Raw genomic sequence first — 25,711 nt, 5'->3', positions numbered from 1 at the left:
CGCCCCGAGCTTGCAGGCCAACCTTCCGCGCGGAGCGTCATACCCTTCGTCGAAACGGTAACAACACACACAGAAATCCGGGCGAAGGCCCGGCGCTCCGCCTCCGCCCGGTGAAAGGCAGGAGCGCCGAATCATGCCCGGATTTACGCCCTCAGTTCGTCCGGCGGATCAGTTCGTCCGCCAGCGCCGGCGTCAGATAGCCGTCGGCGATCCGGTTGTTGGCGATCTGCCAGCGACGAAGGGCCGCGCGGGTATTGGAGCCGATCACCCCGTCGACGCCCTGGGTGTCGTAACCCAGTTGGGTCAGGGCGCGCTGCGCTCCGATGCGCTGATCGCGCGTCATAGACGGATCGTTGGGCCAGGCTTTTGTCAGCCCCGGCTTGCCCATGATCCCGTCGGCCGTCAGGCCGATGGCCAGTGCGTAGGACACCGAGTTGTTGTAGCGGCGTATCACATAGTGGTTCGGCAGTGCCAGGAAGGCCGGACCGTTCGCGCCCTGCGGCAGCAGGATGGTCGCCTCTTCCAGCGCCTCTGCGCCGTTCGGGGTGCCGCCTTGCGCCAGGCGCACGCCCTTGGCCGCCCAATAGGCCCAGTTGCGCTTCGGGCCTTCCGCCTCGGCATAGTCGAAGCCGGAGGGCAGGGTGACTTCATAGCCCCAGCCCTGACCGCGCTTCCACCCGGCCTGGGCCAGCAGGTTGGCGGCGGACGCCAGGGCGTCGGCGTCGTCGCGCCAGATGTCGACCTTGCCGTCGCCGTCCTGATCCACGCCCAGGCGCAGATAGTTGTCGGGCATGAACTGGGTCTGGCCCATGGCCCCGGCCCAGCTGCCCTTCAGACCCGCACGCTCGCGCCGGCCGTCCACGACGATGTCCAGCGCGTCCTTCAGCTGCCCCTCGGCCCAATCGCGTCTGCGACCATCATAGGCCAGGGTCGCCAGCGAGCGGATCACGTCATAGTCGCCCTGCACCTGACCGAATGCGCTTTCCTGGGCCCAGACGCCGACCAGGATTTCGCTGGGCACGCCGAAGCGTTGAACCACCGACCACGGCACCCGGTCTATGCGCTGTTTGGCCTGGGCGATTCGCACCGGAGTCACCGCATTCTGAACATAGGCGCCGGCGGGTTTGGAGAACTCAGGCTGGTTGCGATCCAGGCGGATAACCGTCGGATCGGGCGTCAGGCCCTCCAGTTCCCGGGCGTAGTCCGCGCGGCGGGCGCCGCCCTTGCGCGCCAGAAATCCCTGTTTCCAGCCCTCGAAACCCTGCTGGTCATAGGCGGCCAACGGCGGCGTCTGGGGGGCGGGGGCTGGCGTCGTGACCGGCGCGCCCGCCAGGGGCTGGGGTTGCGGTGTCGGCAGATTCACCTGCGGCTCGGGCAGCATGGGCGCGCAGGCCGAGACGCAGCCGATTAGGAGAAGGCGGTAGGAAAAGCGCATGAGATTCAAACTAAAGCCCCCGGGGTCAGACACGAAATGACATCCGCGCGAACGGCCATTTCGACGCCCTAAAGCGCGCACCGCGCGAATGCGTTGCCTCACCGTTCCCCGCTCGGGTGTAAGGCGCGCTGTTAACCACCTTTGTATTGGACGCCTTATATGTGTGTGTCGTAATGACGCACCAGCTCTGACGGGCTGATGGCGGAGCGGCGACGCGGCGGGCGTGCAACCCCGTAAACCCTCCGTTCGACTCGGAGGTCAGGCCTCCAAAGTTTCTAAGTGTGCTATCGCCCTTCGGGCTGCTTGAGCACGTGAAGTGTAAGGGTTCGCCAGGCAGACGGGGACTGGGTTTTCTGCGGTTTCGGGCTTTGGCGGCTTGACCTTCCGAACCCCTCTCTCTATACGACCGCCTCCGCCGCGATCCGACCGGGTCAGCGGCTTTCTTATTGGTTTCTTTCAGGACGTCCGACCATGAAGGTCCGTAGCTCGCTCAAGTCGCTGAAGACCCGCCACCGCGACTGCAAGGTCGTGCGTCGCAAGGGCGTCGTCTTCGTCATCAACAAGACCGACCCGCGCTTTAAGGCGAAGCAGGGCTAAGCAGCGTTCGCTGCGCGCCGCTTCGGCAGCGTGCGCACGCTGGGTCGCGCTCAAGCCGCCCGAAGGGGCGATAGCGCGCTTGAAAGATGACGATCCACAGGCTGCGGATTTCTGTCCGCGGCCTTTTTCGTGTTCGCGGTTGTCGCGCGCCTGTCCGCATGGTTAGCGTCCGCGCCTGATTTCTGGAGTATTCCCCATGGCTGACGACGCCTCGTTCGACGGTGGTTCCGACGTTCTCACCGCCACGGCGCAGGGCCGCCTTCGCACCATCATCGAGCGCCTGGAGCGCCTCGAAGAGGACAAGCAGGCCGTCATGACCGACATGAAGGAGGTCTTCGCCGAAGCCAAGGGCGAGGGCTACGACGTCAAGATCCTGCGCAAGGTCATCCGCATCAGGAAGCAGGACAAGGCCAAGCGCCAGGAAGAAGACGCCATCCTGGACCTCTACCTGTCGGCCCTCGGCGAGATCTGAGGCTGACCCGGCTTGAAGCGCACCCCCTTCAAGCCAGGAGGCGGGCTGTCGCGATCCGGCGGCTTGAAGGGCGATCGTGCCAACAAGAAGCCCACCCTGAGTCCATTTGAGCAACAGCGCGAAGCCGCCAAACGCGCTGCTCTCAACGCTTTGAAACGCGCCCGCCGCTCTGCAGAGAAGGCGGGCGTTTCTCTGTCCGAATGGGAAGGCGAATTCCTCGATTCCGTCAGCGACCGCGTAAAGACCCACGGCCGCGCCTTCGCCGATCCTGAAAAAGGCGCGCCGGGCCAGGCTCTCTCAGCCATGCAAGGCCGCAAGCTCAAAGAGATCACCGCCAAGGCCAATGGCGAAGAACCGAAAAGGCATTGGGGCAGGAAACCAAAGGAGCCATAACCGCTCGTCATCCTCGGGCTTGACCCGAGGATCGGCCTGTCCACAACTCAGCGTTTATGAGCGCCGCCCTTTCATCGCCACCTATATCCAAGCCAGCCGACCGCACGGTGTCATTTACATCGGAATGACGTCGAATCTCTATGAACGCGGCCATCAGCACAGGACCGGGGCTTTCGAAGGTTTCGCCAGTCGTTACGGGTGCGGAATGTTGGTCTGGTACGAGCAGTTCGAACTGGTCACGAACGCAATCCGGCGGGAGAAGGCGCTGAAACGCTGGAATCGCGTCTGGAAGCTGGAGCTGATCGAACGGACGAACCCCGAATGGGTCGATCTCTACCCAAGTCTATGCGGCTGGGCGCCGGATCCTCGGGTCAAGCCCGAGGATGACGGAGAGGGAAGTGTGGCGGCGTTTCTGAAGAGGCTGGAATCAGAAGCGTAACCCTCAACCCGCTTCCTTCAACTGCCCTTCCAGCCCCTGTTCGCGGACCTTGCGGTACAGGGTCGAGCGGCCGATCCCGAGGCGCCGCGCGATCTCGCTCATATGGCCGGCATAGACCTCAATGGCGTGCTGGATCAGGTCGCGTTCGATGTCTTCCAAGGTCCGCAGATGCCCGCGGTCGTCCAGGATGCGGATCGGCTGGTCCGCCTGGCTGGCGTTATCGGCCTGGGCGCTGGCGGCCGTGGCGGCATACAGGGGCTGGGTGTCCTGCATGGGGGCGGCGATGCCTGAGACGGCGGGGAAATCGTGCGGTTGCAGGAAGGGCGCGTCGGCCAGGACGATGGCGCGGAAAACGGCATTCTCCAGCTGGCGCACGTTGCCGGGCCAGTCGAACCCTTGCAGCAGGGCCAGGGTCTCGGGCGCGCAGCCGGCGATCCGCTTGCCTTCCTCGGCGTTGAAGCGGGCGATGAAATGATCGACCAGGGGCGCGATGTCCTCGCGCCGATCGCGCAGGGACGGAGCCTCGATCGGAAACACGTTCAGGCGATAGAACAGATCCTCGCGGAAGGCGCCGTCCTTGACCTGCTGGGCCGGGTCGCGATTGGTCGCCGAGACGATGCGCACGTCGATCTTGACCGGCCGCTTGCCGCCGACGGGGTCGATCTCGCCTTCCTGCAGCGCGCGCAGCAGCTTGACCTGCATGTCCAGCGGCAGTTCGCCGATCTCGTCCAGGAACAGGGTGCCGCCGTCCGCCTCGCGGAACTTGCCCAGCGTCTTGTCCACGGCGCCGGTGAAGGCCCCCTTCTCATGCCCGAACAGGATGGATTCGATCAGATTGGCAGGCAGGGCGCCGCAGTTGACGGCGATGAAGGGCTTGCCGGCCCGGTCGCTGGCGCCGTGCAGGGCGCGGGCGATGACTTCCTTGCCCACGCCGCTCTCGCCGGTGATCAGGACGGGGATCGAGGATTTGGCGGCCCGGGCGCCCAGCGCCTTGACCATGCGCATCGGCGCGCTGTCGCCCACGATGTCGTCGAAACTGGTGCGGCCCTGGACGCGCTTGGTCAGGCGTCCGACCTCGGCCGTCAAACGCTTCATCTGCATGGCGTTGCGAACCCCGACCAGCAGCCGTTCGGGCCCGACCGGCTTGACGAAGAAGTCCTGGGCCCCGGCCTGCATGGCCTTGACCACCATGTCGATGCCGCCGTTGGCCGTCAGCACGATGACCGGCTCGTTGATCCCGGCGCTGCGCAGTTCGGCCAGGCATTCCAGCCCCGACATCTCTGGCATTATCATGTCCAGCAGGATCAGGTCGGCCCCGCCGCCGCGCACCATCCGGTCGATGGCCTCGCCGCCGCTGGCGGCATGGACCACGGCGTTGCCGTCCCGCTCCAGCACGGCCTGGATCAGCCGGCGCTGGGTCGGATCGTCGTCAACGACCAGAATGGTCTTGGCCATGAAAGCCCCTTGTGCTGTCGCCACCCCTGTCGCGGATGGATCGTTTCGGGACGATTTTTAGGAAGTCGAGGTGAAAATCGAGTGATGGGGCATGGTGTCCGCCGCGTTAACGGCCGCTGGGATCGTCGCACCGAATCTCGGGCGTCGCCTGCAGTTTCTGACCACCGACGATCAAGTCCGGCAGGGCGGCTGGAGCCGTGGTCACGCCTGTCGAAAGGGCTCCGTCCAAGGCCTCGGCATTGCGGCTGCATGCGGCCTGATACTGCCCGACCTTGCGCCACTGCCCGTCGTCGCCCCTCTGCTCGAACGCCAGGACCGTCCGCGCCATCGCCACCAGCAAGTCGTCTCGCCCGTCGCCGTTCAGATCCAGCGTCCGAACGGCGCATGGACTGGCCACGGAGCAGCCGAACAGGACATCGGCCTGGCTTTCGATCTGCGTTTGGAAGCTGGCGGGAATGGTCTGACCTGCAACGGCTTGCAGACGAACGGCCGCCGCGCGATCCCGACGCGCCTTGGGCGTGTCGCCGGACCGGTAGGTTCTGGCCTTGGCCGCGCGGGCCAGGCGCGCGGTCTCGGCATCGCTGGATCGCGTCAGCCCATCCAGCGCGGCTGCCCCGACCTTGCCGCTCTCGAATCTCAGGAAATCATAGTCGAAGTCCCGAGCCGACACCGCGCCTCGCTGCAGCCGTGCGATCTGATCCTTCACCGACATCCGCGCCGGATCGGCTAAAGGGCTGAACAGGGCCAGGATGACCAGGACCGACAGGACGGCGGCGACGACATTGGTCCGCTCCAGCGGCTTCATCCAGCCGCCCGGCTTGGCCGCCGCCAGCAGATAGCCCGCCCCATAGACCGCCCCGACCAGGGCGCAGGCGGCGGCGATGATCCGGTCGGGCGTCAGGCCGTGCTGGCCGATCCGCAAAGCCAATCCCCACAGGGCCAGGATGATGAGGGGCGCGATCAGCACCGAGGCGACGCGCACGCCGTATTTCAGCACGACCGGCGGCACATTGTCGGGCCGCCCGTCCTGGTAGGCCGTGTTGATCAGCACGATCAGGGCGGCGGCGGCCGACAGGACCAGGGCCGTCGCACTGCGCGTCTCCCAAAGGCCGTCCAGGCCGGTGAAGGGCAGGGCCGCCAGGAAGCCGCCGACCAGCACGGTAATCACCAGCAACAGCCAGGAAAGCAGCATCAGGGCCACGGTCCGCACGCCCCGGATCAGGCCGTCACGCACATCGGTCAGCTGGACCGCCGTGGCGAAGATCAGGACCGTGACGGGGATTGAAAACCAGGCTTCGCCCAGGATGTCCTGCAGGAAGCTGAGGCCGATCATCTTGAACAGGGACGCGCCCAGATGCAGCAGCACCCAGAAGGCGCCGGTGAACCCCAGCGAAAGGGCCAGTTGCACCCCCGCCTTCCAGGCCACGTCGAAATACTCGGTATAGTCGACGATCCAGCGCCGTTCGCGGATCGCCGGAACGATCAGGTGATGGGCGATGAACAGGGCCGCCGCGCCGAAAGCCAGGACCGGAAAGCTGAGGAAGGGCGGTTCATCGTGCGGCGCGAGCACCTGACGCTCCACGTCGTGCGCGCCCAGCAAGGCCAGGACCAAGGCGGCTGCGCCTGTCCACAGGGCCAGGGCCAAAGGCTTGATCCGCCCCGCCCCCGCCAGAATGACCGCCGGGCCATAACCCGTCGCCAGGGCCAGGGCGCCGAACAGGGCAGGCTGGGTCGCGGGCCAGGCATGACTGTCCGCCGCCAGATACAGCAGATAAAGCGCCAGTCCCTGAACCAGGCCCGTCGCCAACCGAATCGCGAACAGGCCGGACGCCCCGCCCAGGCCTGTGCGGCCGGTGTCTTGATGCGTCGTCTCGGTCATTCACGTGTCTCCAAAATGCAGGATCGCACGGCCGGCGCCGTCGAGAAAGCGTGACGGAAGGTTGCGACTGTCGTCCGGCATCCCCAGAACAGGGGTCATGAACGCTCCTTTCAAGACGCCCAGCACCGAAGCCCCGCTGTGGGACCTGACCGACCTCTACGCCTCGCGCGACGACGCCAAGGTCGCGGCCGACCTGGAAAAGGCGCGGGGCCTGGTGGATTCGCTGAACGGCCTGAGGGGAAAACTGGCCGCCGAACAGGACGCCGCCAGCCTGGGCGCCGTGCTGGACCGGGCCATCCATCTGTATGAGCAGGCGTCGGACGTGCTGGGCGCGCTGGGCGCCTACGCCTTCCTGTCGGCCTCGACGGCGCGCGACGATGCGACGGCCCAGGGGTTCGAGGCGGACGTGCGCGAGAAGATCACCGCCATCGCCACCCCCACCGTCTGGCTGACGCTGGAGATCAACCAGATCGACGACGCGGCGCTGGAGGCCGCCCTGAGCGCCCATGCCGGCGCGGCGCGCTGGCGGCCTTGGCTGCGGCGGGTGCGGGCGATGAAGCCGCATGAGCTGTCGGCCGAGCTGGAGACCTTCATCGCCGAGCGCGGACCGATCACGGCCCAATGGCCGCGCCTGTTCGACGAGCAGCTGGCCGCCCTGCGCGCAAAGGCGGGCGGCGAGGAACTGACGCTGGCCGAGGCGCTGAACCGTCTGTCCGACGCCAAGCCTGCGCGGCGCAAGGCCGCCGCCGAGGGTCTGTCCGAGGCGCTGGCCGCCCGCGCCCCGACGCTGGCCCTGGTGCTGAACACCGTCGCCGCCGACAAGGCGATGGAGGATCGCTGGCGCGGTTTCAAACGTCCCGCCGACAGTCGCCATCTGGGCAACGAGGTGGATGGCGAGGCTGTGGACGCGATGGCCGAGGCGGTCGCCGCCGCCTATCCGCGCCTGTCGCACCGCTATTATGCGCTGAAGGCCAAGGCGATGGGCAAGGCGCGCCTGGACCACTGGGACCGCAACGCGCCTATCGAAACGACCGCTCCGCGCGCCTTCACCTGGACGCAAGGGCGAGAGATCGTGCTGGACAGTTTCTCTGACCTGGGCGGCGACTTCGCCGACCGGGCGGGCGGCTTCTTCGACAAGCCGTGGATCGACGGCCGGGCGCGGGCGGGCAAGCAGTCGGGCGCCTATGCCCACCCCGTCACCGCCGACCGCCATCCCTATGTCTTCCTGAACTGGATGGGCGAGCGGCGCGATGTCCTGACCCTGGCGCACGAGCTGGGTCATGGCGTCCACCAGACCCTGGCGGCCGATCAGGGCACGCTTCTGGCCGATACGCCCCTGACCCTGGCCGAGACGGCGTCGATCTTCGCCGAGGGGCTGACGTTTGATCGTCTCTTGGCCACGGCGCCGATGGCCGAGCAGCGCGGCCTGCTGGCCGGTCGGATCGAGGATGGTCTGAACACCGTCGTGCGCCAGATCGCCTTCCACCGGTTCGAGACCCGCTTCCACGACGAGCGCCTGCAGGGCGAGGTGTCGCAACAGCGGATCAACCAGCTGTGGCTTGAGGAAATGGGCGCCTCGCTGGGGCCGTCGGTCAAGCTGAACCCGGGCTATGAACACTGGTGGGCCTACGTCAGCCACTTCGTCCATTCGCCCTTCTATGTGTACGCCTACGCGTTCGGCGACCTGCTGGTGGCGGCGCTGATGGAGGCGCGTCGCAACGATCCGGTCGGTTTCACGCCCCTCTATCGCGAGCTTCTGGCCGGCGGCGGATCGCGAACCTACGTCGAGGCGTTGAAGCCGTTCGGTCTGGACCCGCGCGACCCGGCCTTCTGGAGCGTCGGCTGTCAGAGGCTGGAGCGGCTGGTCGATCAGTTCGAGGCGCTGGCCTGACCAAGGCATGACTGCGGGCTTGAGCGGGGCGGTCGCCTCGGTGTAAGTCCGCGATAACGACGAGGGGATTCCACGAATGGCCGACCTGCACGACACCGCCAACGCACCTGCCGACGCCGATGCGCAAGCCTATCTGCACGGCCATATGGAAGTGCGCGAACAGGTCTCGACCTACCGCCTGTTTCTGAACCTGGCCAAGTGGGGCAGCCTGGCCGTCGCCGTGCTGCTGCTGTTCCTGACCCTGTGGTTCCACCCGGGCGGCAGCTTCATGGCCGCCGTCATCGGCGCGGTCGTTCTGGGCGGCGTCGGCTTCGTGGCGCTGAAGTCCAAGCCCGGCGCCGCGCACTGAGCTTTGCTTAGGATCGCCCTCGGGCGGTCTGAAATCACGCGCCTTCGCCAAGCTTTGGCATAACCGTGCTTTGACGGCTTGCGTCGGAACGGCCTAACCTTCGTTTAACGAAAAGAACGAGGGGATTCGCTTGGCCGTCGCTATCGCCGTCACCCGTGAACGTCGCGAAGGCGAGACGCGCTGCGCCGTCACGCCCGAGACGGTCAAGAAGCTGATCGCCCTGGGGGCGACCGTCACGGTCGAGGCCGGGACCGGCCTTGGCTCCTCCATTCCAGACGCTGACTACGCCGCCGCAGGGGCCGTTGTGAAGCCGGACACCCGCGCCGTGCTGGACGGCGCCGACATCGTTTTGAAGGTGCGCGGCCCCACGGCCCAGGAAACCAGCGCGCTCAAGCCCGGCGCCGTCGTTATCGCCATGCTGGACGCCTATCGCGACAAGGCTGCGGTCGACGCCCTGGCCGGGGCTGGCGCCACCGCCTTCGCCATGGAGTTCGTGCCCCGCATCACCCGCGCCCAGGTCATGGACGTCCTGTCATCCCAGGCGAACCTTGCGGGATACCGCGCGGTGATCGAGGCGGCTTACGCCTACGGCAAGGGCTTCCCGATGATGATGACGGCGGCCGGCACGGTCGCCGCCGCGAAGGTCTTCATCATGGGGGTGGGCGTCGCGGGCTTGCAGGCCATCGCCACCGCGCGCCGCCTGGGCGCCGTCGTCACCGCGACCGATGTCCGCCCCGCGACCAAGGAACAGGTCGAAAGCCTGGGCGCCAAATTCCTGGCCGTCGAGGACGAGGAGTTCAAGAACGCCCAGACCGCCGGCGGCTACGCCAAGCCCATGTCGGCCGAGTATCAAGCCAAACAGGCTGACCTGACCGCCAGCCATGTGGTCAAGCAGGACGTGGTCATCACCACTGCCCTGATCCCCGGCCGCGCCGCCCCGGTGCTGCTGACCGCCGCCCATGTCGCCTCGATGAAACCCGGCTCAGTCATCATCGATCTGGCGGTCGAGGCGGGCGGCAATGTCGAGGGCTCCAAGCTGAATGAGATCGTGACCACCGCGAACGGCGTCACCATCGTCGGCTGGTCGAACCTGCCCGGCCGCATCGCCGCCGACGCCAGCGCCCTGTACGCCCGCAATCTCACCGCCTTCGTCGGCCTGTTGATCAAGGACGGCGGTCTGGCGGTCGATCTCGAAGACGAGATCCTGAAGGCGGCGGTGGTCACCAATGCCGGCGCCGTGGTGCATGAAGGTCTGAAGGGAACACACTGATGGAACACGTCGATCCCACCGTCTTCCGCCTGGCCATCTTCGTGCTGGCGATCTTCGTCGGCTATTACGTCGTCTGGAGTGTGACGCCAGCGCTGCACACGCCCCTGATGGCCGTGACCAACGCCATTTCCAGCGTCATCATCGTCGGCGGCCTGATCGCAGCGGCGGCCGTGTCCGGCGACGCGACCGGCCCCAGCGCCTGGATCGCCAAGGGGGCGGGCGTGGTCGCCGTCACCCTGGCCAGCGTCAACATCTTCGGCGGCTTCATGGTCACCCGACGGATGCTGGCCATGTACAAGAAGAAGGAGCGACCCGCTGCCAAGGCCGCTCCGGAGGCGTCTTCGTGACGGACGCCGCGCAGATCGCCGTCACCGGATCCTGGGTCGCGACCGGCATTGGTTTCGGCCTTTGGCTGTACGGCTGGTTCGGGACGAAAATCCCGATCAAGCGCCAGCGGCTGCACGACTGCGGCATCGCCCTTGTCTTTTCGGCCATTCTGGTTCGCGTCGTGACGCAGGACCGGCCGCTGGGCGTCTTCGAATGGGCCCTGTTCTTCATCGGCCCGCTGTTCATCGCCGCCGCCCTGTGGCGGCTGGCCCGCACGTCTTGAGGGGAGGGGCGTGATGAACGCATCGCTGGCCGCACTGGCCTATCTGGTTTCGGGCGTCCTGTTCATTCTGTCGCTGCGGGGGCTGTCCAGCCCGGAAACCAGCCGTCAGGGCAACACCTTCGGCATGGTCGGCATGGCGCTGGCTATCGGCGTGACCCTGCTGACGCTGGGCGCGACGGGGGCGCTGGATACCGTGACCCTGGCCCTGATCGCGGGCGGCGTCATCGTCGGCGGCGGAGCGGGCGCCCTGATCGCGAAGCGGGTCGCCATGACCGACATGCCGCAGCTGGTCGCGGCCTTTCACAGTCTGGTCGGCATGGCCGCCTGTCTGGTCGCCATCGGCGCCATCTATGCGCCCGAGGCCTTTGGAATCCTGTCCGACGACGGAAACGGCATCAAGACGCTGTCGATCATCGAACTCAGCCTCGGCGTCGCCATCGGGGCCATCACCTTCACCGGTTCGGTCATCGCCTTCGCCAAGCTAAATGGAAACATGAGCGGCGCGCCGATCATCTTGCCGGCGCGGCATCTGATCAATGTCGGCCTGGCGCTGGGTCTGGTCTTCCTGATCGGCATCCTGATCGGAACGAACGGCGCGGCGACCTGGGCCTTCTGGGGCGTCTTCCTGATCGCGCTGGTGTTGGGCGCGACCCTGATCATTCCCATCGGCGGCGCCGACATGCCGGTCGTGGTGTCGATGCTGAACTCCTATTCCGGCTGGGCGGCGGCGGCGCTGGGCTTCACGTTGGAGAACATCGCCCTGATCATCACCGGCGCCCTGGTCGGATCGTCGGGCGCGATCCTCAGCTACATCATGTGCAAGGGCATGAACCGCAGCTTCATCAGCGTCATCCTGGGCGGCTTCGGCGGCGGCGATGCGGGGGCAGGGCCAGGCGGCGCCAAGGAGACGCGCCCGGTCAAACAGGGCTCGGCCGAGGACGCCGCCTTCATCATGAAGAATGCGTCCAAGGTCATCATCGTGCCCGGCTACGGCATGGCGGTGGCCCAGGCCCAGCACGCCCTGCGCGAAATGGCCGACAAGCTGAAGGAGGAGGGGGTCGAGGTGAAATACGCCATCCACCCCGTCGCCGGTCGGATGCCGGGCCACATGAACGTCCTGCTGGCCGAGGCCAATGTCCCCTATGACGAGGTGTTCGAGCTGGAGGACATCAACGCCGAGTTCGCCACCGCCGACGTCGCCTTCGTCATCGGCGCGAATGACGTGACCAACCCCGCCGCCAAGACCGACCCGACCAGCGCCATCTACGGCATGCCCATCCTGGACGTGGAAAAGGCCGGCACCGTCCTCTTCATCAAGCGCGGCATGGGTTCGGGCTATGCCGGGGTGGAGAATGAACTCTTCTTCCGCGACAACACCATGATGCTGTTCGCCGACGCCAAGAAGATGGTCGAGGGGATCGTGAAGGGGCTTTGAGCCATGGCCAGCACGCCCAAGACCGGCCCCACAAACACCTCTGTCGATGTCTTCTTGTCCGCGATCGACGATCCACGCCGACGGTCTGACGCTCACGCCGTCGCCGCACTGATGTCGGAGATCACCGGTGAACCGGCCGTGCTCTGGGGATCGTCCATCGTCGGGTTCGGCAATGACGGCGGCCCCAAGGGCGGCTGGCCGCTGATCAGCTTCTCGCCGCGAAAAGCCAATCTGGTGATTTATGTCCCTAGCGATTTCCCTGAACGAGCCGAGCTTATCGCCCGCTTGGGCAAGGTGAAGACCGGCGTCGGGTGCCTCTATATTTCGCGTCTGGAAGATGTCGATCAGGCGGTTCTGCGCGATCTTTGCGGTCGCGCTGTTCGCGCGGTCAAAGCCGGCTCGGACTGAAGTCTCTTCAGACCCCTATCGCGCAACCTTGACCGGCGCTATCACGCGTCCGTGAACACGCTGTCCGGACTTCTTCCTGCCGCCCATCGCCGTTTCGAGGCTCTGGATTCCTTGCGCGGGGTCTGCGCCGTCCTTGTGGTGATGTTCCACATGCCGGTTGCAAGTCATTGGCGCGACTGGGGTTTCATTCAGCATTCCTATCTGTTCGTTGACTATTTCTTCGTCCTGTCGGGCTTCGTCATCGCCCATGCCTATGCGAACCGACTGCAGTCGGGACGCGATGCCGGGCGGTTCATGGTGCGGCGCTTCGGGCGGATCTGGCCGCTGCACCTGCTGATGCTGGCGGCCTTCATCGGGCTGGAGCTGGCGCGGCTGGTCTTCCATTTCGACAGCGCGCCTCCGTTCACGCGCGATCGGTCGATCGAGGCGATCTTCACCAATCTGGCGCTGATCCAGGCCTGGCATGTGCATCCCTATCTGACCTGGAACGGGCCATCGTGGACGCTCAGCGCCGAATGGGCCTGCTATCTGATCTTCGCGGGCCTGGTGCTGATTGCGCCAAAGCGTTTCCGCTGGATCGGGCTGGTGCTGGCGATCATAGGCGGCGTGCTGGTGCTCAGCTACGCGCGGCGCTGGATGAACACGACCTATGACTTCGCCGTGCCACGCGCGGTCTATGGCTTCTTCCTGGGCTGCCTACTGCAGGGGCTCTGGACCCGCATTCCGCGGCTCAAGGGCGGCGCCGCGACGCTGTTGGAGATCGCGGCCATCGTCGCGGCCTGCGTGTTCATCGGCTATGCTCAGGGGCCGATCACCGTGGCCGTCACCTTGATCTTCGTGGCGCTAATCTGGGTCTTCGCCGGCGAGGAGGGGGCGCTGTCACGCGTGCTGGACCATCCGGCTCTGGTCACCTTGGGGCGGTGGTCGTTCGCGATCTACATGGTCCACATGTTCATCCTGACTGTCATGATGATCGTGGCCAGGAAGCTGGACCTGGTCCCGGTTCGTCGCATCGACTTCGGCTCTGTCTGGCTGAACGACCTGTTCGCCGTCGCCATGTTCGGCTTCATCGTCGCGGTCGCCGTGGCGGCTCACCGACTGGTCGAGCAGCCGGCGCAGCGCATGATTGACCGCTGGACCAAGCCGAAGGCGGCGTGAGTTCAGGCGGCCATCCGCCATTCCGGGGCCATGTCGCCGGCGCGGCCTTCGTCCCACAGCATGTCCTCGTCCGAATAGCGGCTGCTGGCGGCGGCCGAAATGACGTCCACCACCTGTTCCTCCAGCCGGTCCCAGATCACGGCGAGGTCGGACGGCCCATCGGCCTCGCACGGCACGATGATGTAACGGCTGGCGTTGACGGCCGAATGAGCGAGCGAAGGGGTGGGTTGGAAATGCGCCATCTGATGATCTCCTGAAGCGGGGGCCTCTTGTCGATGATGTCGTTATGAAGCAGTGTTGCGTCAGAAACGGACGTAGGCATCGGCGAAGGCGTTGAGACACGACAAGGCGGCGATGGTGATCGATCTGGCGCGCCGCATGGCCGCCAGCGCCGAGGGACTGAGCCTGGACGAGATCGCGCGCGATATGCGGGTCGGCCGCCGCACCGCCGAACGGATGCGCGACGCGGTTTTGATGCTGTTCCCCCAGGTGGACGAGGTCTCGGACCCGCCGTCCAAACGCTGGCGCATCCGGGGCGGTCTGTCGGCGTTCGAACAGGCCCCGACGGCGACCGAAATGCTGGAACTGGCCAAGGCCGCGACCGCCCTGCGCGCCGCCGGCGAACCGGCGCGCGCCACGGCGCTGGAGGGGCTGGAGCGCAAGCTGAAGGCGGCGATGCGGTCGACCACGCTGAACCGGATGGCGCCGGATCTGGAGGCGCTGGTCCGGGCCGAGACCATTGCGGTCCAGGCAGGACCGCGACCCTCCGCCGACGAAGCCATGCTGACCGCCATTCGCGCGGCGGTGCTGGCGCAGCAGCCCTTGGGCTTCACCTATTCTCGTCCGGGCGCCGAGCCGCGGCGGCGCAGCGTGGCGCCCTGCGGCGTCATGTTCGGCCGGGCCAACTATCTGGTCGCCGCCGATCGTGAGACGGGCCGCATCCAGACCTTCCGTCTGGACCGGATGAGCCACGTCGCCCCGCAGGAGGGGATGGCCGTCCCGCCTGCCGATTTCGACCTCGGCGTCTTCGCCAGCCAGTCCTTCGGCATCTATCAGGATGAGATCGAGGACGTCGTTCTGCGCATCGCACCCGAGGGCGCGGCGGAGGCCAGGGGCTGGCGCTGGCACCCGACCCAGTCGTTTGAGGATCAGTCGGACGGTGGCGTGATCGTGCGGTTCCGCGCCTCGGGCATGCGCGAGCTGGCCTGGCATCTGTTCACCTGGGGCGAGCAGGTGCAGATATTGGCGCCGGAGCGACTGAAGGCCGTGATGGCCGGGGAACTGGCGGCGGCGGGCCGCGCCTTGGAACAGGCCTCAGCCTGACGAAACCGTAAGCTGACGCGGCGCGTTGACGACCGCTAGGCTTCGCGCCGACCGCCCTTCAGGAGATCGCCCTTGCGCGTCCACGCCTTCACCTCGTCCGCCGTTTTGGCCCTCGCCCTGATGAGCGGCGCCTGCGCCGCCGGGCCCATGTCGGCGCCGGCGACCTTTCAAGAGGAAGGCGGACCCCAGGTGACGGTGACCCGCGACGGCAATCACCTGAACATCGACTATCGCTTCGGGCGTGACGTGCCGGTCTGGGCCTTCCAGGATTCGGCGCTGGAACAGGACTCACGCCAGCCCTGGCGGCCGCGCCAATGGACGGTCGAGACGCCCGGCGTCGTCATGGAGCGACGCGGCCATTACGACATCATCCGCAGCACGGACGGCGGTCCCGTGCCGCGCGAAGTCCGCTTCCGCGTTCGACCGCAGGCGGTGGATCTTGAGGCCGAGTATCCGACCCTGCTGTTCTCCAATGGCGCGGTAGCGCTGCCGACGCGACAACTGGATGTCTTCGCCCTGCCGTCGGCCCAGGCGGCTGAACAAGTGCCGGACGACCTGAACCGAATCCGGCTGGATGGCGGTCCCTCGCGCGTGACGTGGCGGGACGAGCACGGACCCGTCCTGTTCAACGGGCGCCGCCGCGACGAACTGACCACGACGGACGAGCGCAGCTATGTCCTGCTGGGCGAGGCGACGATGACGCCGGGGGATGGCCTGTCGACCGTCATGGACCCCAATCTGCCGCCGTGGATCGGCGAGGAAATCCGGGGCTTTGCGCCGCGTGTCGGTCACTACTACCGCGATCGCCTCGGTGCGCCGGGCTCTGGCGGCGATACGCCCATCGTCATGGTGGCCTGGAACGGGCCGACCGAAAGTATGACCAGCATGGGTGGCAGCGTACTGCCGGGCCTGATCGTCATGTCGTTCGAGGGGAGGGGCGTGACCTCGCCCCAGCCAGAAATCGTGGAGCGTTCGCGCTGGTTCATCGGCCATGAGGGGGCGCATTTCTGGCTGGGACAGACGGTGCGCTACGCCTTCGCCGATGAGGCCTGGATTACCGAGGGCGGGGCCGACCTGATGGCTGTGCGCGCCCTGAAGGCCTTGGACGCAAACTACGACCACCGCGCCGAGCTTCAGTCCGAGGTGGACGACTGCGTCAACCTGGCCCGCCAGCCGGTCGCCCAGGCCGGCGCCCGGGGCGAACACCGCGCCTATTACGCCTGCGGGGCCGTCTTCGCCCTGGCGGCGGAAGGCGCGCAACGCCAGCGGACCGGCGGCGACTGGTTCGACTTCCTCAGGCCTCTGCTGCGCCAGCCGGACGGCGTGCTCAGCCGCGAGGAATGGCTGACGGCCCTGACCCGGACATCGCGCGACCCGTCTTTGCGCGGCGATGTCGAGCGGCTGCTGGACCAGGGCGCGCCCGATCCGTCCGCCGTCATCGCGCGCCTGTTCCAGCGCACAGGCGTGGCCTTCCGCATGATCGACGGCCGGGTGGTTCTGAGCTGAAACGCAAAACGGCGACCGGATGAACCGGCCGCCGTCTCACGCTCCGCGCGAGGGGATGGTCAGTGCGGCGTCGTGGCCTCGGCGATCAGGGCGCGGGCCTTGGCGATAGCGTCCACGTCGGTCGTCTCGCCGTCTGCGATCTGTTGCGCCAAATCCATCAACGGCCTGCCGGTGACGGAACCCGTGTCTCCGGCCTCCTGCAGATGGACGCCGTTATGGGCGTCGATGGCGGCGTCCCACGCGTCGCGCACGGCGGACCAGAAACCTTGGGTTTTGGTCCAGTAGTCGTCGCCGGCTTGGGGTGAATAGCTGGTGGAGCGGTCATAGGTGTTGATGACGTCTTCCTGGGCGATGGCGATGGGTTCGCCGCCGGCCCTGCCCGACATCTTCATATTGTCCTGGATATGCACCCAGCCGTCCGGCGTCAGGATGTGACGGTTCGTGCCCAGATAGCGGTCATAGACGGGATTGCGAACCGCATCGCGACGCGCCAGCGGCCGCCACGTGGCGTTCGAGGTCCAGGCCGAAAGGCCGTTGTCATAGGTCCAGCGGCCGACGCCGCCGTAGCGAGGCGAATCGTCGGTCTGCCACACCGTTTGTGACCAGGCGCCGGCGCGCTCGGTCTCGGGCACCGCCGTCAGCGTCCACTGGTTCGGCCCGGCATAGGTCAGGACCGTCTGGGGCTGATAGACCCAGTCGTGACGCCAGTGTTTGATGACTATCACCTGGCCCTCATGCTCCATCACCAGGATGTGCTGAAGGCTGATGCGGTCGCCCTTGTCGTAGACGACGCGCACGATCTCGCTGCCGCCCGACAGCTTCTCTTCCAGCGGGTCGTAATCGGCGCGGAAGCTCACGTTTTCGCGCATGTTGAAGTGAACGCGGTACTGGCCAGCCTGGGCCAGGATCGACTGGCGATCCCGTTCGAAGGCGTTGGCCGGTGTCGCCGTCGCCGTGGTCGTGGCGGTCGACTGCTGGGCCAGGGCGGCCGGAGCCGTCGTCGTCAGCAGGGCGGCGGCGATCAGAATGGCGCGCATCGGGCGGCTCCTTGAATTAGGGAGAGATTTCATGGTCGCTTACAGGCGCAGGGTCAGGGAGACGCCGAAGTTGCGGCCTGGCTGGGTGTAGGCATCCTTGACGGTGGATGTGGCGGACAGACCGCGCACATCGCTCCACCAGCCATAGGTCTCGTCAAAGACGTTGAAGGCTCCGGCGCGCAGCGTCGTCCGCTCCGTCACATTCCAATAGGCTGTCAGGTCCAGCAGGGTGAAGCTGTCGCCCAGATAACAGGCGTTCGCACACGACAGATTATAGGTCATCTGCTCCTTCTTGCCCGACCAGGTGACGGTCGCCGATCCGCCCCAGGCGCCAGACGGCGCAGCGTAGTTCAGGCCCGCGACCACCTTCACCGGATCGACGCTGCCCAGCGCCGTTCGACGGCCATCGGTGGTCTGCTCGCCCTCGGCGTAGGCGGCCGAGCCGATCAGGCTGAAGCCATTGTCCCAATACAGGTCGGCGCGCGCTTCCAGGCCCCGGATGTCAACCTCGGTCAGGTTGACGTACTGATAGACCAGCGGATCGACGCCGGGCACGCCCGTACCGCTGACTGCGACCTGATCGATGAAGTCGTCATAGTGGGTGGCGAAGGCGGCGGTGTTCAGCCGCATCTTCCCGCCCGCCACATCGATGTCGCGCAGACGGAAACCGGCCTCGAAGCTCTCGCTGGTCTCGGGCGACAGGTTCGGGTTCGGGATCGAGCGATAGCCGAAGACCGGATTCTCGAAGTAGTTGTTCACCTGCATAGGCGACGGCGCACGGAAGCCCAGGCTGTAGTTGGCGAAGACGCCCAGGTGTGCCCCGGTCCAATAGACCACGCCCAGCTTGGGCGAGATGTGATCGTCGCTCTGGCCCGAAGCCGCCGCAGGGAATTGGGCGTCGACCTTGGGTGACAGGTCATACCAGTCATAGCGGACGGCCGGAATGATGCTGAGCGCCCCATCCAGCAGTTCGATCTCGTCCTGCAAGAACAGGCCGGCCAACTGGAACTCGGTCTTGGGGAAGGCGCGGATGGGGAAGGTCTCGCCCACCGGCGGGGTCACGCCGTCGCGGAGGCCTTCCTGTTTCGTCATCGACCAGTCGCCGCCGAAGGTGACGCGGTGCTGAACCGCGCTTCCCTCGCCGAAGACGCGGGCGCCTTGGGCGGCGAAGCCATAGACGGTGTTGTCGAAGGTGGTGTCGCGCACGCGGTCGGCCAGGGTCGCGCGATCCTCGAAGGTGTACTGACGCGTCGTAGCGTCCTGCCAATAGACCGAGACCGAGCCGTCGCTGAGGCCTGCGAAGTCCTGGAAGCGCCAGTCCGTACTGACGCGGTCGCGCTGGGTCTCGTCGTGGGCGGTGACGGCCAGGACAGTCGCGGAACGGCTGCTCAGCGCGTCGCCGTCCATCTGCGAATCCAGATGGTCATAGGTCAGGCGCAGCGTGTGGTTCCGGTTCACCTCCCACACCAGCTTGCCGAGATAGGCGTTGGAGCTGAAATCTTGCGGGTTGGGTTCGGTACGGGTCGCGCCGACGCCCGCGACCGATCCTTTGTTCTCCGTCTCCTGCGCATCGCGACGCGTATAGGCCAACAGGCCCGACAGCGATCCTGACCGACCGGCGAAGGCCACGCCCTCGGTCCAGCCTTCGTCCGCAGAGTTGTAGGCCACGCGTCCGCGGGCGCCGAAGGTCTGATCTCCGACCAGGAAATCCGACGGATCCTTGGTCGTGAAGGCCACGGCGCCGGCGATGCCGTCAGAGCCGTAAAGCGCAGAGGCCGGGCCGCGCAGGATCTCGACCGACTTGACCAGATCCAGATCGTTGTAACCGCCACGACCCACCGCCTGCGCCCCGAAAGAGAAGCCCGCAGGAAGGCGCACGCCATCGTTGATGATCAGCACCCGGTCGCCGCCCATGCCGCGAATGGTGAAGCCGGAGTTGGCGTCGCGGCCCGCGCCGGACAGGGCCAGGCTGAACCGCGCAGGGGAGGTGGGGACGCTGACGCCCGGCTCGAACCGGATCAGGTCCTTGATGTCCGCCGCCAGCAGGCTCTCGATCTGCTCGGCGTCGATGACGCTCACCGTGCCGGGGACATTCGACGCCAGGCGCCGCGAACGGGTTCCCAGGACGACGACCGGATCGACCTCAGTGGCGGGCGAGACGGTGACGGGCGTTTCGGCGCGAACGGGCTGGGCGATCAGGGCCGACCCAATGGCGGTCGCGGCGGTGGAAAGGAGGAAGAGAGTACGCATCAATAGCCCCGCTTAGTGATTGGCAGGGTGGTAATGCGAACGATTATCAGAATCAACCGCAATAATTGGGCGCGTTGAACCTGAACCTTGGCCGTTGCGTTGTGGCGAGATGAAAACGGCTCTGCTTCCGGCGCTTGGCGCCTTCGCCCTCCTTGCGGCCTGTGGAGACGATCGGGTCAATCCGCCGAATGAACCGGCCGCGCCGCTTCGCACGCCCGAAGCCATGCAGCCGGTCGAGGCGCCGGGACCTTCGTCGCTGGCGTCTCGCGGGCCGCGCAGTTTCGTGGGCGTGTGGGCGGCCAATCCCGCCTGGTGCGCTCAGTCTCAGGGCCAGAACAGTCCCATCACCATCACGCCGATGCGGTTCGACGCCTATGATCGCAAGTGCGACATCGCGCGAATTGACGAACGCGGCTCAGGCTACGTCGCCGCCCTGTCGTGCATGGCGCAGGGCCGGGCCGTAAGCGAGCGTGTGCATATGGGCGCAGCCGGAGACGTGCTGACCCTGACCTATGTGGATCGCGATATGCTGACGGTGAAACTGGCGCGTTGCCCGGCGTCGCCGCGCGCGCCCGAACCCGCCAATCCGCTGGCGAAGATGATGAAGAAGGACGGGGCCGAAACCCCGCCGGCCGCGCCGCCTAGTTGAACAGGAAGTTCATCACGTCGCCGTCCTTGACGACATAGGACTTGCCTTCGGCGCGAAGCTTGCCCGCCTCGCGCGCCTTGGCTTCCCCACGTAGAGCGACAAAGTCGTCGAAGGCGATGGTCTCGGCGCGGATGAAGCCCTTTTCGAAGTCGGTGTGGATCACGCCGGCCGCCTGGGGCGCGGTGTCGCCGACACTGATGGTCCAGGCGCGGGCTTCCTTGGGGCCGACCGTGAAATAGGTCTGCAGGCCCAGCAGCTTATAGGCCTCGCGGATCAGACGGTTCAGGCCGGGCTCTTCCAGACCCAGGGTTTCCAGGAACTCCTTCTGCTCCTCGTCGTCCAGCACGGCGATCTCGGACTCGATCTGGGCCGAGATGACGACTGAGTTGGCGTTGTCCTGGGCGGCGCGGGCCGCGACCTTGTCGGACAGGTCGTTGCCCTTGTCGGCCGAGCCTTCCTCGACGTTCGAGACATAGAGGGCAGGCAGGGCGGTCAGCAGTTGCAGCATGTGCCAGGCCTTGACGTCCTCTTTGGACACCTCGGCGGTGCGGGCGGGCTTGCCAGCGTTCAGCTGGGCCAGGGCCAGATCGACCAGCTTCAGCGTCAGGACCGATTCCTTGTCGCCGCCCTTGGCGCGCTTCTCCAGCTGCGGCCGGCGACGCTCCAGACTTTCCATGTCGGCCAGCATCAGTTCGGTCTCGATGATCTCCAGGTCGGCGATCGGATCGATGCGGTCCTCGACGTGGGTGATGTCGTCATCCACGAAGCAGCGGGCGACGAAGGCCACGGCGTCGCAGTCGCGGATGTTGGCCAGGAACTGGTTGCCCAGGCCTTCGCCCTTCGACGCGCCGCGCACCAGACCGGCGACGTCGACGAAGGTGATGCGGGCTGGAATGATCTCTTTCGATCCGGCGATCTCGGCCAGGGCGTTCAGACGCGCCTCGGGCACCGCCACGTCGCCGGTGTTTGGCTCGATGGTGCAGAACGGATAGTTGGCCGCCTGGGCCGCCGCCGTCTTGGTCAGGGCGTTGAACAGGGTGGACTTGCCGACGTTGGGCAGGCCGACGATCGCGACTTTAAGAGCCATGGTATTCCTCGTGAGGCGCGAGCCTTTACCCGGTTCGAACCGGTTTGTCAGGCTCGCGCTTCAACTGAGGTCAGTGGGCGCTGTGATCCATGCCTTCCATGGCCGGTTGGCGAACTTGCGCCTGAACCGTGATCGCCGGCGCCGAGGCGAACTGGAAGGTCAAGGGCACGGTCTCTCCGGCGACCAGAGGCGCGGTCAGGTCGATCAGCATCAGGTGATTGCCGCCCGGCGCCAGGGCCACAGCCTGACCGGCGGGCAGGGGCAGGCCCGCCGTCAGCTCGGCCATCTTCATCATGCCGTTCTCGGTCTTCATCTCGTGAACCTGTAGCGATCCGGCGCGCGGCGTCGATCCGCCCGTCAGCCGGTCGTCGGTCGCGGCGGTCAGGGTGACGTAGCAGCCGCCGGCCTTGGCCCCGTTCGGCGACGGGCGGCACCAGGCGTCGGTTGCGGTCACGGCGGCGGCCGCCGTCGGCGTCTCAGCGGCGGGCGCCTTGGCGGGCTCGGACGGATTGCAGGCCGCCAGCGACAGGGCGACGGCGGCGAGGGCGATTTTGATCTTCATGGCGTCAGGTCTTTCACGAGGCGGCGGAACGGCGCCGGATCATCGGACGCAGGGCTCGGTCGAGCAATACGGCCGCGATCAGGCTCAGTCCCGTCAGGGGATAGAGGATGGCGAGGGGCAGGACGATGCCCAGGACAGCGGCGCGCGCACGCGGTCCCGGCGGGGCGGGCGGCGCGCCCAGGCGTCGGCGCGACAGATTGGGCGGGCGGCGCTTCCACCACATGACCAGGCCGCTGATCGCCAGCAGCCAAACGCCGATGCAGCCCAGCAGCATGACGATGCGGTTCGCCTGGCCGAACTGCGTGCCCTGGTGCGTATAGATGCCGAACTCGATGGTCTTTGCGCCGGCGCCGAACTGGTCATAGCCGATGTCGCCCAGCAGCCGCCCGGAGGCCCCATCGACATAGAGCGACCGGCTGTCCTGAACCCGTGTCGCCTGGGTCGTCAGCGTATAGGCGGTGTCATCGGCCTTGGGGATGTTCACCGTATAGGGGCGCGCCAGGCTGGCCTGATCCGCGACCCGCAGAACCTGCGCCAGACCGCCATGGGCGACATGGTCGTGGGTCATCACCATGCCTTCCATGGTCCAGCCGGCCCCGACCGGCGCATCGTGGTGCTGCGCCCTCTGCCAGGCGCCGGCGACGGGTGCGGGCGGCCGCCCGAGCCCCGTCTCCTTGATCGCCCCCATGACGTTGTCGCCCCAGACCGCCGACCACGGCATGCCAGTCACGGCCAGAAACAGCACGACCCCGCCGACATAGACACCCGTCAGCGCATGCAGGTCGCGCCAGAAAGGACGGCGGCGGCTGTCTGTCGTCTGCGGTGCAAAGGTCGCCACACCCCGCCCGCGCGGCCACCACAGATAAAGCCCCGTGGCGAACAAAATGATCGTCCAGCCGGCGACGATCTCGACCAGAATGTTGAACGGCCGCCCCAGCAAGGTCAGGCTGTGTGTCTTCTTGACCAACTCCATGAACCCGCCAGCCGGAATGACCCCGGTGACGCGGCCGGTGTGCGAATCGACGAAGACCGTCTTCTGTACCCCACCGGGTCGATCGACCCGCAGCCGGATCGCCTGATCGTCGCGCGCAGGCATGACCAGATTGGCGACCCGCCCCCCGCCAGCAGCCTGGGCGGCCGAAGCCACCCACGCATCCGGCGCCGCTTGGGTCTGAACCGCCGGCACGCGGATCATGTCGCGATACAGAAAGCCGTCGATCTCGTCCTTGAACAGATAGACCCCCCCCGTCAGGGCCAGCAGCATCAGCACCGGCATGACGAAGACGCCGGCATAGAAGTGCCAACGCCAGACCGCGCGATAGGCGTCGGACAGGTCGTCCGGCGTCGTCTTGTCGAGATTGCGCGCCATCAGTAGCTCATCCTGACGCCGACATAGGCCGAACGGCCGTCGCCGGGGAAGAAGACGGCCTTGGACACGGTGGCCACGCGGGCGTCCGTGACCGCGCCGAAGTTCGACACATAGGCTTCGTCGAACAGGTTGCGGACATCGGCGAACACCGTCAGTCGGCGGTTGACGGTCCAGCCCATATTCAGGTTCGCGACGGCGTAAGAGGGCGACTTCAGGGTGTTGGCGTAATCGACCCAGGCATCCTTGATCGACCATTCCACGCTGGGCGCGATGAACCAGCCGGCCGGATCGTCGTAGCGAAGCTCCGCGCGGTACAGGTGCGGCGGCACGACCGGCAGATGGCCGTCTCCATAGACCTTGTCCCCGTCGAAATAGAAGTCGGAGAAGGCGTAGGTCTGGCGCAGCCGCCATTCCGGCGCGATCCGCCAATCCAGCCCTGCCTCGATCCCCTGGTGGATGGTCGGTCCCGCGTTGAAGGTCGCGGCCGGTATGCCCAGGGCTGCGTTTACAGCAAAGTTCAGTAGTTCGTGCTTCAGATCGGCGCGATAGGCGGTCACGTCCCACGTCAGCGGTCCTCGCCGACCCCGCGTGCCGACTTCCCAGGTCACGGCCTCTTGCGGAACGAGGGGCTGATAGCCGCCGGCGGTCGGCGACAGGGCCGAGAAGTTGGGCGGCTCGATCGAGCGGGTGACGTTGGCGAAGACCTGGGCGCCGTCCTCGCTCTCCCACAACAGGCCGGCGCGAGGCGCGAACCAGTCGAAGGTCTTGTCGGTGGTCAGGTCGATCGTGCCGACGACGCCGGGAACGACATAGCTCTGATAGTCGCGCTCGGCGCGACCCCAGGTTCCTCCCGCGACCAGCGCCAGGCGATCGGTCACGAACAGCCGCCCCTCGCCGAAGACATCCAGCCCCTTGCCGTTCTGGAAGCTGCGGGCGCGTAGACCGTTCTGCTGTCCGCCGACATTGACCCACTGTTTGGCGTCCAGATCACCCTGTCGATACCAGGCGCCATAGAAGGCGTCGGCGCGCATCCCGCCGATCCGGCCCTGCCAATCGAACCGGCCGAAGGCGCCGTAGTTGCGGCTCTGCTGGTCGATGACCTGGAAGATGGGATGGTCCAGATCCTTCCAGGTTCCATAGAGGGCGCCCTCGAACACCGTCGCGTCGTCCAGCCTCCAGCGGGTCTGCAAAGTGGTGCGAAGCGAGCGCATATTGCGCTGATAGTTGAGGGCGATATTGGCGGGATTGGCCGCCTCGGGATTTGTCAGGGCGTCGGACAGACTGACGCTGCCCGGAATCTCCTGATGAATGTCACCCCACGAGGCAAACAGGCGAACTTCGCGATCCTGACCAAAGCTGCGCCCGATGTTGCCCGACAGGTTCAGCGCCTTGCCTTCGCTCTGTTGACGCCAGCCATCGACGCTCTGGCCCGTGACGGCGGCGAAGCCGTCCCAGTCGCCGCGAACGCCCGCGATCTCGGCATGGGCGCGCACGGTTCCGTAAGAGCCTCCGTCCAGGCGCAGGTTCAGGTTGGACGAGGCCGTGCGTCCCGTCGGCGTAACCAGATTGACCGCCCCGCCCAGCAGGGCTCCGCCGAACCGCAGCGCATTCCCGCCCTTGTAGACCTCGGTGTAGCGGGCGATCAGCGGGTCGATCAGCTGGAAATCACCGAACCCGTCGGCCTCGTTGAACGGCACGCCGTCCTGAGCCAGCAGAACGCCGCGATTGTGAACCGCATTGCCTATGCCCGATCCGCGAATCGACAAGCGAATGTCGCCTCCCCACTTCTTTTGGGCATAGACGCCTGGCGCATCGCGCAGCACGTCGGCGAGGTTGGTCGCATATCGGTCGGCGTAGGATTCGGCTGAAATGACAGCGACGGCGCCCGGCGTGCGTGACAGCCGCTGTCGCGCGTCTGCGACGATGGGCGGATCCTCGACGTTGCGGCGGCCGGTGACGATGACGCTGTCCAGCATGGTCGGTTCGGGCGTCTGCTGGGCCAGGACGGGGCTCGTCCAACCGGCGTTGGAAAGGGCGGCGAGCAGCAGCGCGCAGGGCGCTGCGGTAGTCTTGAAGGACATGGATTGAACCTGAAATTAGAACGAGATGGCGCGCGGGCGTTGGGGCCGGCGCGGGC

25 protein-coding genes and 1 tRNA gene are annotated in these 25,711 nt (G+C 66.6%); 16 read left to right on the top strand and 10 right to left on the bottom strand.

The features are described from left to right. Window positions 1–151 precede the first annotated feature (151 nt). Entirely contained in the window at window positions 152–1,435 is a 1,284-nt protein-coding gene (locus O2K97_RS12860) for a lytic murein transglycosylase (protein WP_269219560.1), read from the bottom strand. Between the two features lie 192 nt (window positions 1,436–1,627). Between O2K97_RS12860 and O2K97_RS12855 the strand changes: the two genes are divergently transcribed. From O2K97_RS12855 to O2K97_RS12835, 5 genes are all read left to right on the top strand, one after another. Further along, window positions 1,628–1,704: transfer RNA gene (locus tag O2K97_RS12855), tRNA-Ala, on the top strand. A 202-nt stretch (window positions 1,705–1,906) separates the two neighbouring features. Next, on the top strand, window positions 1,907–2,032 hold the full coding sequence (gene ykgO, locus O2K97_RS12850; protein WP_008263184.1) for a type B 50S ribosomal protein L36: 126 nt from the start codon (window positions 1,907–1,909) through the stop codon (window positions 2,030–2,032). Window positions 2,033–2,228: 196 nt separating this feature from the next. Next, window positions 2,229–2,504 (top strand): DUF2312 domain-containing protein, encoded by a 276-nt coding sequence (locus O2K97_RS12845; RefSeq protein WP_017505946.1) that lies wholly within the window; start codon window positions 2,229–2,231, stop codon window positions 2,502–2,504. Window positions 2,505–2,600: 96 nt separating this feature from the next. Further along, window positions 2,601–2,897 carry a hypothetical protein gene (locus O2K97_RS12840; RefSeq protein WP_269221139.1) on the top strand — a complete coding sequence of 99 codons (297 nt, stop codon included), beginning with the start codon at window positions 2,601–2,603 and terminating at the stop codon, window positions 2,895–2,897. A gap of 19 nt (window positions 2,898–2,916) precedes the next feature. Further along, window positions 2,917–3,336 carry a GIY-YIG nuclease family protein gene (locus O2K97_RS12835; protein WP_269219559.1) on the top strand — a complete coding sequence of 140 codons (420 nt, stop codon included), beginning with the start codon at window positions 2,917–2,919 and terminating at the stop codon, window positions 3,334–3,336. 3 nt (window positions 3,337–3,339) lie between these two features. Here the strand turns inward: O2K97_RS12835 and O2K97_RS12830 are convergent, their stop codons facing one another. Further along, window positions 3,340–4,791, bottom strand: coding sequence for a sigma-54-dependent transcriptional regulator (locus O2K97_RS12830; protein ID WP_269219558.1), 1,452 nt, complete (start codon window positions 4,789–4,791; stop codon window positions 3,340–3,342). 106 nt (window positions 4,792–4,897) lie between these two features. After that, window positions 4,898–6,670, bottom strand: a complete 1,773-nt coding sequence (locus tag O2K97_RS12825) for a DUF4153 domain-containing protein (protein ID WP_269219557.1) — start codon at window positions 6,668–6,670, stop codon at window positions 4,898–4,900. Window positions 6,671–6,767: 97 nt separating this feature from the next. Here O2K97_RS12825 and O2K97_RS12820 point away from each other — a divergent pair, with 97 nt between their 5' ends. From O2K97_RS12820 to O2K97_RS12785, 8 genes are all read left to right on the top strand, one after another. Further along, entirely contained in the window at window positions 6,768–8,561 is a 1,794-nt protein-coding gene (locus tag O2K97_RS12820; RefSeq protein WP_269219556.1) for a M3 family oligoendopeptidase, read from the top strand. Window positions 8,562–8,637: 76 nt separating this feature from the next. Next, the gene (locus tag O2K97_RS12815; RefSeq protein WP_269219555.1) at window positions 8,638–8,910 is read left to right on the top strand and encodes an aa3-type cytochrome c oxidase subunit IV; all 273 of its coding nucleotides are present in this window, start codon (window positions 8,638–8,640) and stop codon (window positions 8,908–8,910) included. 130 nt (window positions 8,911–9,040) lie between these two features. Further along, window positions 9,041–10,180: a Re/Si-specific NAD(P)(+) transhydrogenase subunit alpha gene (locus O2K97_RS12810; RefSeq protein WP_269219554.1), complete on the top strand. Its 1,140-nt coding sequence runs from the start codon at window positions 9,041–9,043 to the stop codon at window positions 10,178–10,180. Further along, window positions 10,180–10,527 carry an NAD(P) transhydrogenase subunit alpha gene (locus tag O2K97_RS12805; RefSeq protein WP_017505954.1) on the top strand — a complete coding sequence of 116 codons (348 nt, stop codon included), beginning with the start codon at window positions 10,180–10,182 and terminating at the stop codon, window positions 10,525–10,527. The genes O2K97_RS12810 and O2K97_RS12805 overlap by 1 nt, the downstream gene beginning before the upstream one ends. Then, entirely contained in the window at window positions 10,524–10,790 is a 267-nt protein-coding gene (locus O2K97_RS12800) for a hypothetical protein (protein WP_269219553.1), read from the top strand. Before O2K97_RS12805 ends, O2K97_RS12800 begins: the two co-directional genes overlap by 4 nt. 13 nt (window positions 10,791–10,803) lie before the next feature. Continuing rightward, entirely contained in the window at window positions 10,804–12,225 is a 1,422-nt protein-coding gene (locus tag O2K97_RS12795) for an NAD(P)(+) transhydrogenase (Re/Si-specific) subunit beta (RefSeq protein WP_269219552.1), read from the top strand. 3 nt (window positions 12,226–12,228) lie between these two features. Beyond that, the gene (locus O2K97_RS12790; protein ID WP_269219551.1) at window positions 12,229–12,633 is read left to right on the top strand and encodes a DUF1801 domain-containing protein; all 405 of its coding nucleotides are present in this window, start codon (window positions 12,229–12,231) and stop codon (window positions 12,631–12,633) included. A 51-nt stretch (window positions 12,634–12,684) separates the two neighbouring features. Continuing rightward, window positions 12,685–13,791, top strand: coding sequence for an acyltransferase family protein (locus O2K97_RS12785; protein WP_269219550.1), 1,107 nt, complete (start codon window positions 12,685–12,687; stop codon window positions 13,789–13,791). A gap of 2 nt (window positions 13,792–13,793) precedes the next feature. Here the strand turns inward: O2K97_RS12785 and O2K97_RS12780 are convergent, their stop codons facing one another. Next, window positions 13,794–14,033 (bottom strand): hypothetical protein, encoded by a 240-nt coding sequence (locus O2K97_RS12780; protein ID WP_269219549.1) that lies wholly within the window; start codon window positions 14,031–14,033, stop codon window positions 13,794–13,796. A gap of 91 nt (window positions 14,034–14,124) precedes the next feature. Here O2K97_RS12780 and O2K97_RS12775 point away from each other — a divergent pair, with 91 nt between their 5' ends. Next, entirely contained in the window at window positions 14,125–15,114 is a 990-nt protein-coding gene (locus O2K97_RS12775; RefSeq protein ID WP_269219548.1) for a helix-turn-helix transcriptional regulator, read from the top strand. Window positions 15,115–15,186: 72 nt separating this feature from the next. Further along, a complete protein-coding gene (locus tag O2K97_RS12770) occupies window positions 15,187–16,620 on the top strand; it encodes a hypothetical protein (RefSeq protein ID WP_269219547.1) in 1,434 nt (477 codons plus the stop codon). Window positions 16,621–16,679: 59 nt separating this feature from the next. Here O2K97_RS12770 and O2K97_RS12765 read toward each other — a convergent pair whose 3' ends face one another. Both O2K97_RS12765 and O2K97_RS12760 read right to left on the bottom strand, forming a co-directional pair. Then, the gene (locus tag O2K97_RS12765; RefSeq protein WP_269219546.1) at window positions 16,680–17,657 is read right to left on the bottom strand and encodes a DUF6607 family protein; all 978 of its coding nucleotides are present in this window, start codon (window positions 17,655–17,657) and stop codon (window positions 16,680–16,682) included. A gap of 39 nt (window positions 17,658–17,696) precedes the next feature. Next, a complete protein-coding gene (locus tag O2K97_RS12760; protein WP_269219545.1) occupies window positions 17,697–19,907 on the bottom strand; it encodes a TonB-dependent hemoglobin/transferrin/lactoferrin family receptor in 2,211 nt (736 codons plus the stop codon). Window positions 19,908–20,016: 109 nt separating this feature from the next. On the opposite strand from O2K97_RS12760, the gene O2K97_RS12755 reads away from it, so the two are divergent. Further along, on the top strand, window positions 20,017–20,556 hold the full coding sequence (locus tag O2K97_RS12755) for a hypothetical protein (RefSeq protein WP_269219544.1): 540 nt from the start codon (window positions 20,017–20,019) through the stop codon (window positions 20,554–20,556). Here O2K97_RS12755 and ychF read toward each other — a convergent pair. The 4 genes from ychF to O2K97_RS12735 all read right to left on the bottom strand — a co-directional run bounded on the left by ychF (window position 20,549) and on the right by O2K97_RS12735 (window position 25,655). Next, window positions 20,549–21,643 (bottom strand): redox-regulated ATPase YchF, encoded by a 1,095-nt coding sequence (gene ychF, locus O2K97_RS12750; protein WP_269219543.1) that lies wholly within the window; start codon window positions 21,641–21,643, stop codon window positions 20,549–20,551. The two genes, O2K97_RS12755 and ychF, sit on opposite strands and share 8 nt — an antisense overlap. 70 nt (window positions 21,644–21,713) lie before the next feature. After that, entirely contained in the window at window positions 21,714–22,205 is a 492-nt protein-coding gene (locus O2K97_RS12745; RefSeq protein WP_269219542.1) for a copper chaperone PCu(A)C, read from the bottom strand. Between the two features lie 13 nt (window positions 22,206–22,218). Next, window positions 22,219–23,574 (bottom strand): PepSY-associated TM helix domain-containing protein, encoded by a 1,356-nt coding sequence (locus tag O2K97_RS12740; RefSeq protein ID WP_269219541.1) that lies wholly within the window; start codon window positions 23,572–23,574, stop codon window positions 22,219–22,221. Then, the gene (locus O2K97_RS12735) at window positions 23,574–25,655 is read right to left on the bottom strand and encodes a TonB-dependent receptor family protein (protein WP_269219540.1); all 2,082 of its coding nucleotides are present in this window, start codon (window positions 25,653–25,655) and stop codon (window positions 23,574–23,576) included. Before O2K97_RS12735 ends, O2K97_RS12740 begins: the two co-directional genes overlap by 1 nt. Window positions 25,656–25,711: the final 56 nt, after the last annotated feature.

This window comes from Brevundimonas vesicularis, assembly GCF_027105095.1.
Lineage (GTDB): Bacteria > Pseudomonadota > Alphaproteobacteria > Caulobacterales > Caulobacteraceae > Brevundimonas > Brevundimonas vesicularis_E.
The sequence above is the reverse complement of the archived record's forward strand: the minus strand, read 5'-3'. Positions and strand labels throughout refer to the sequence as shown.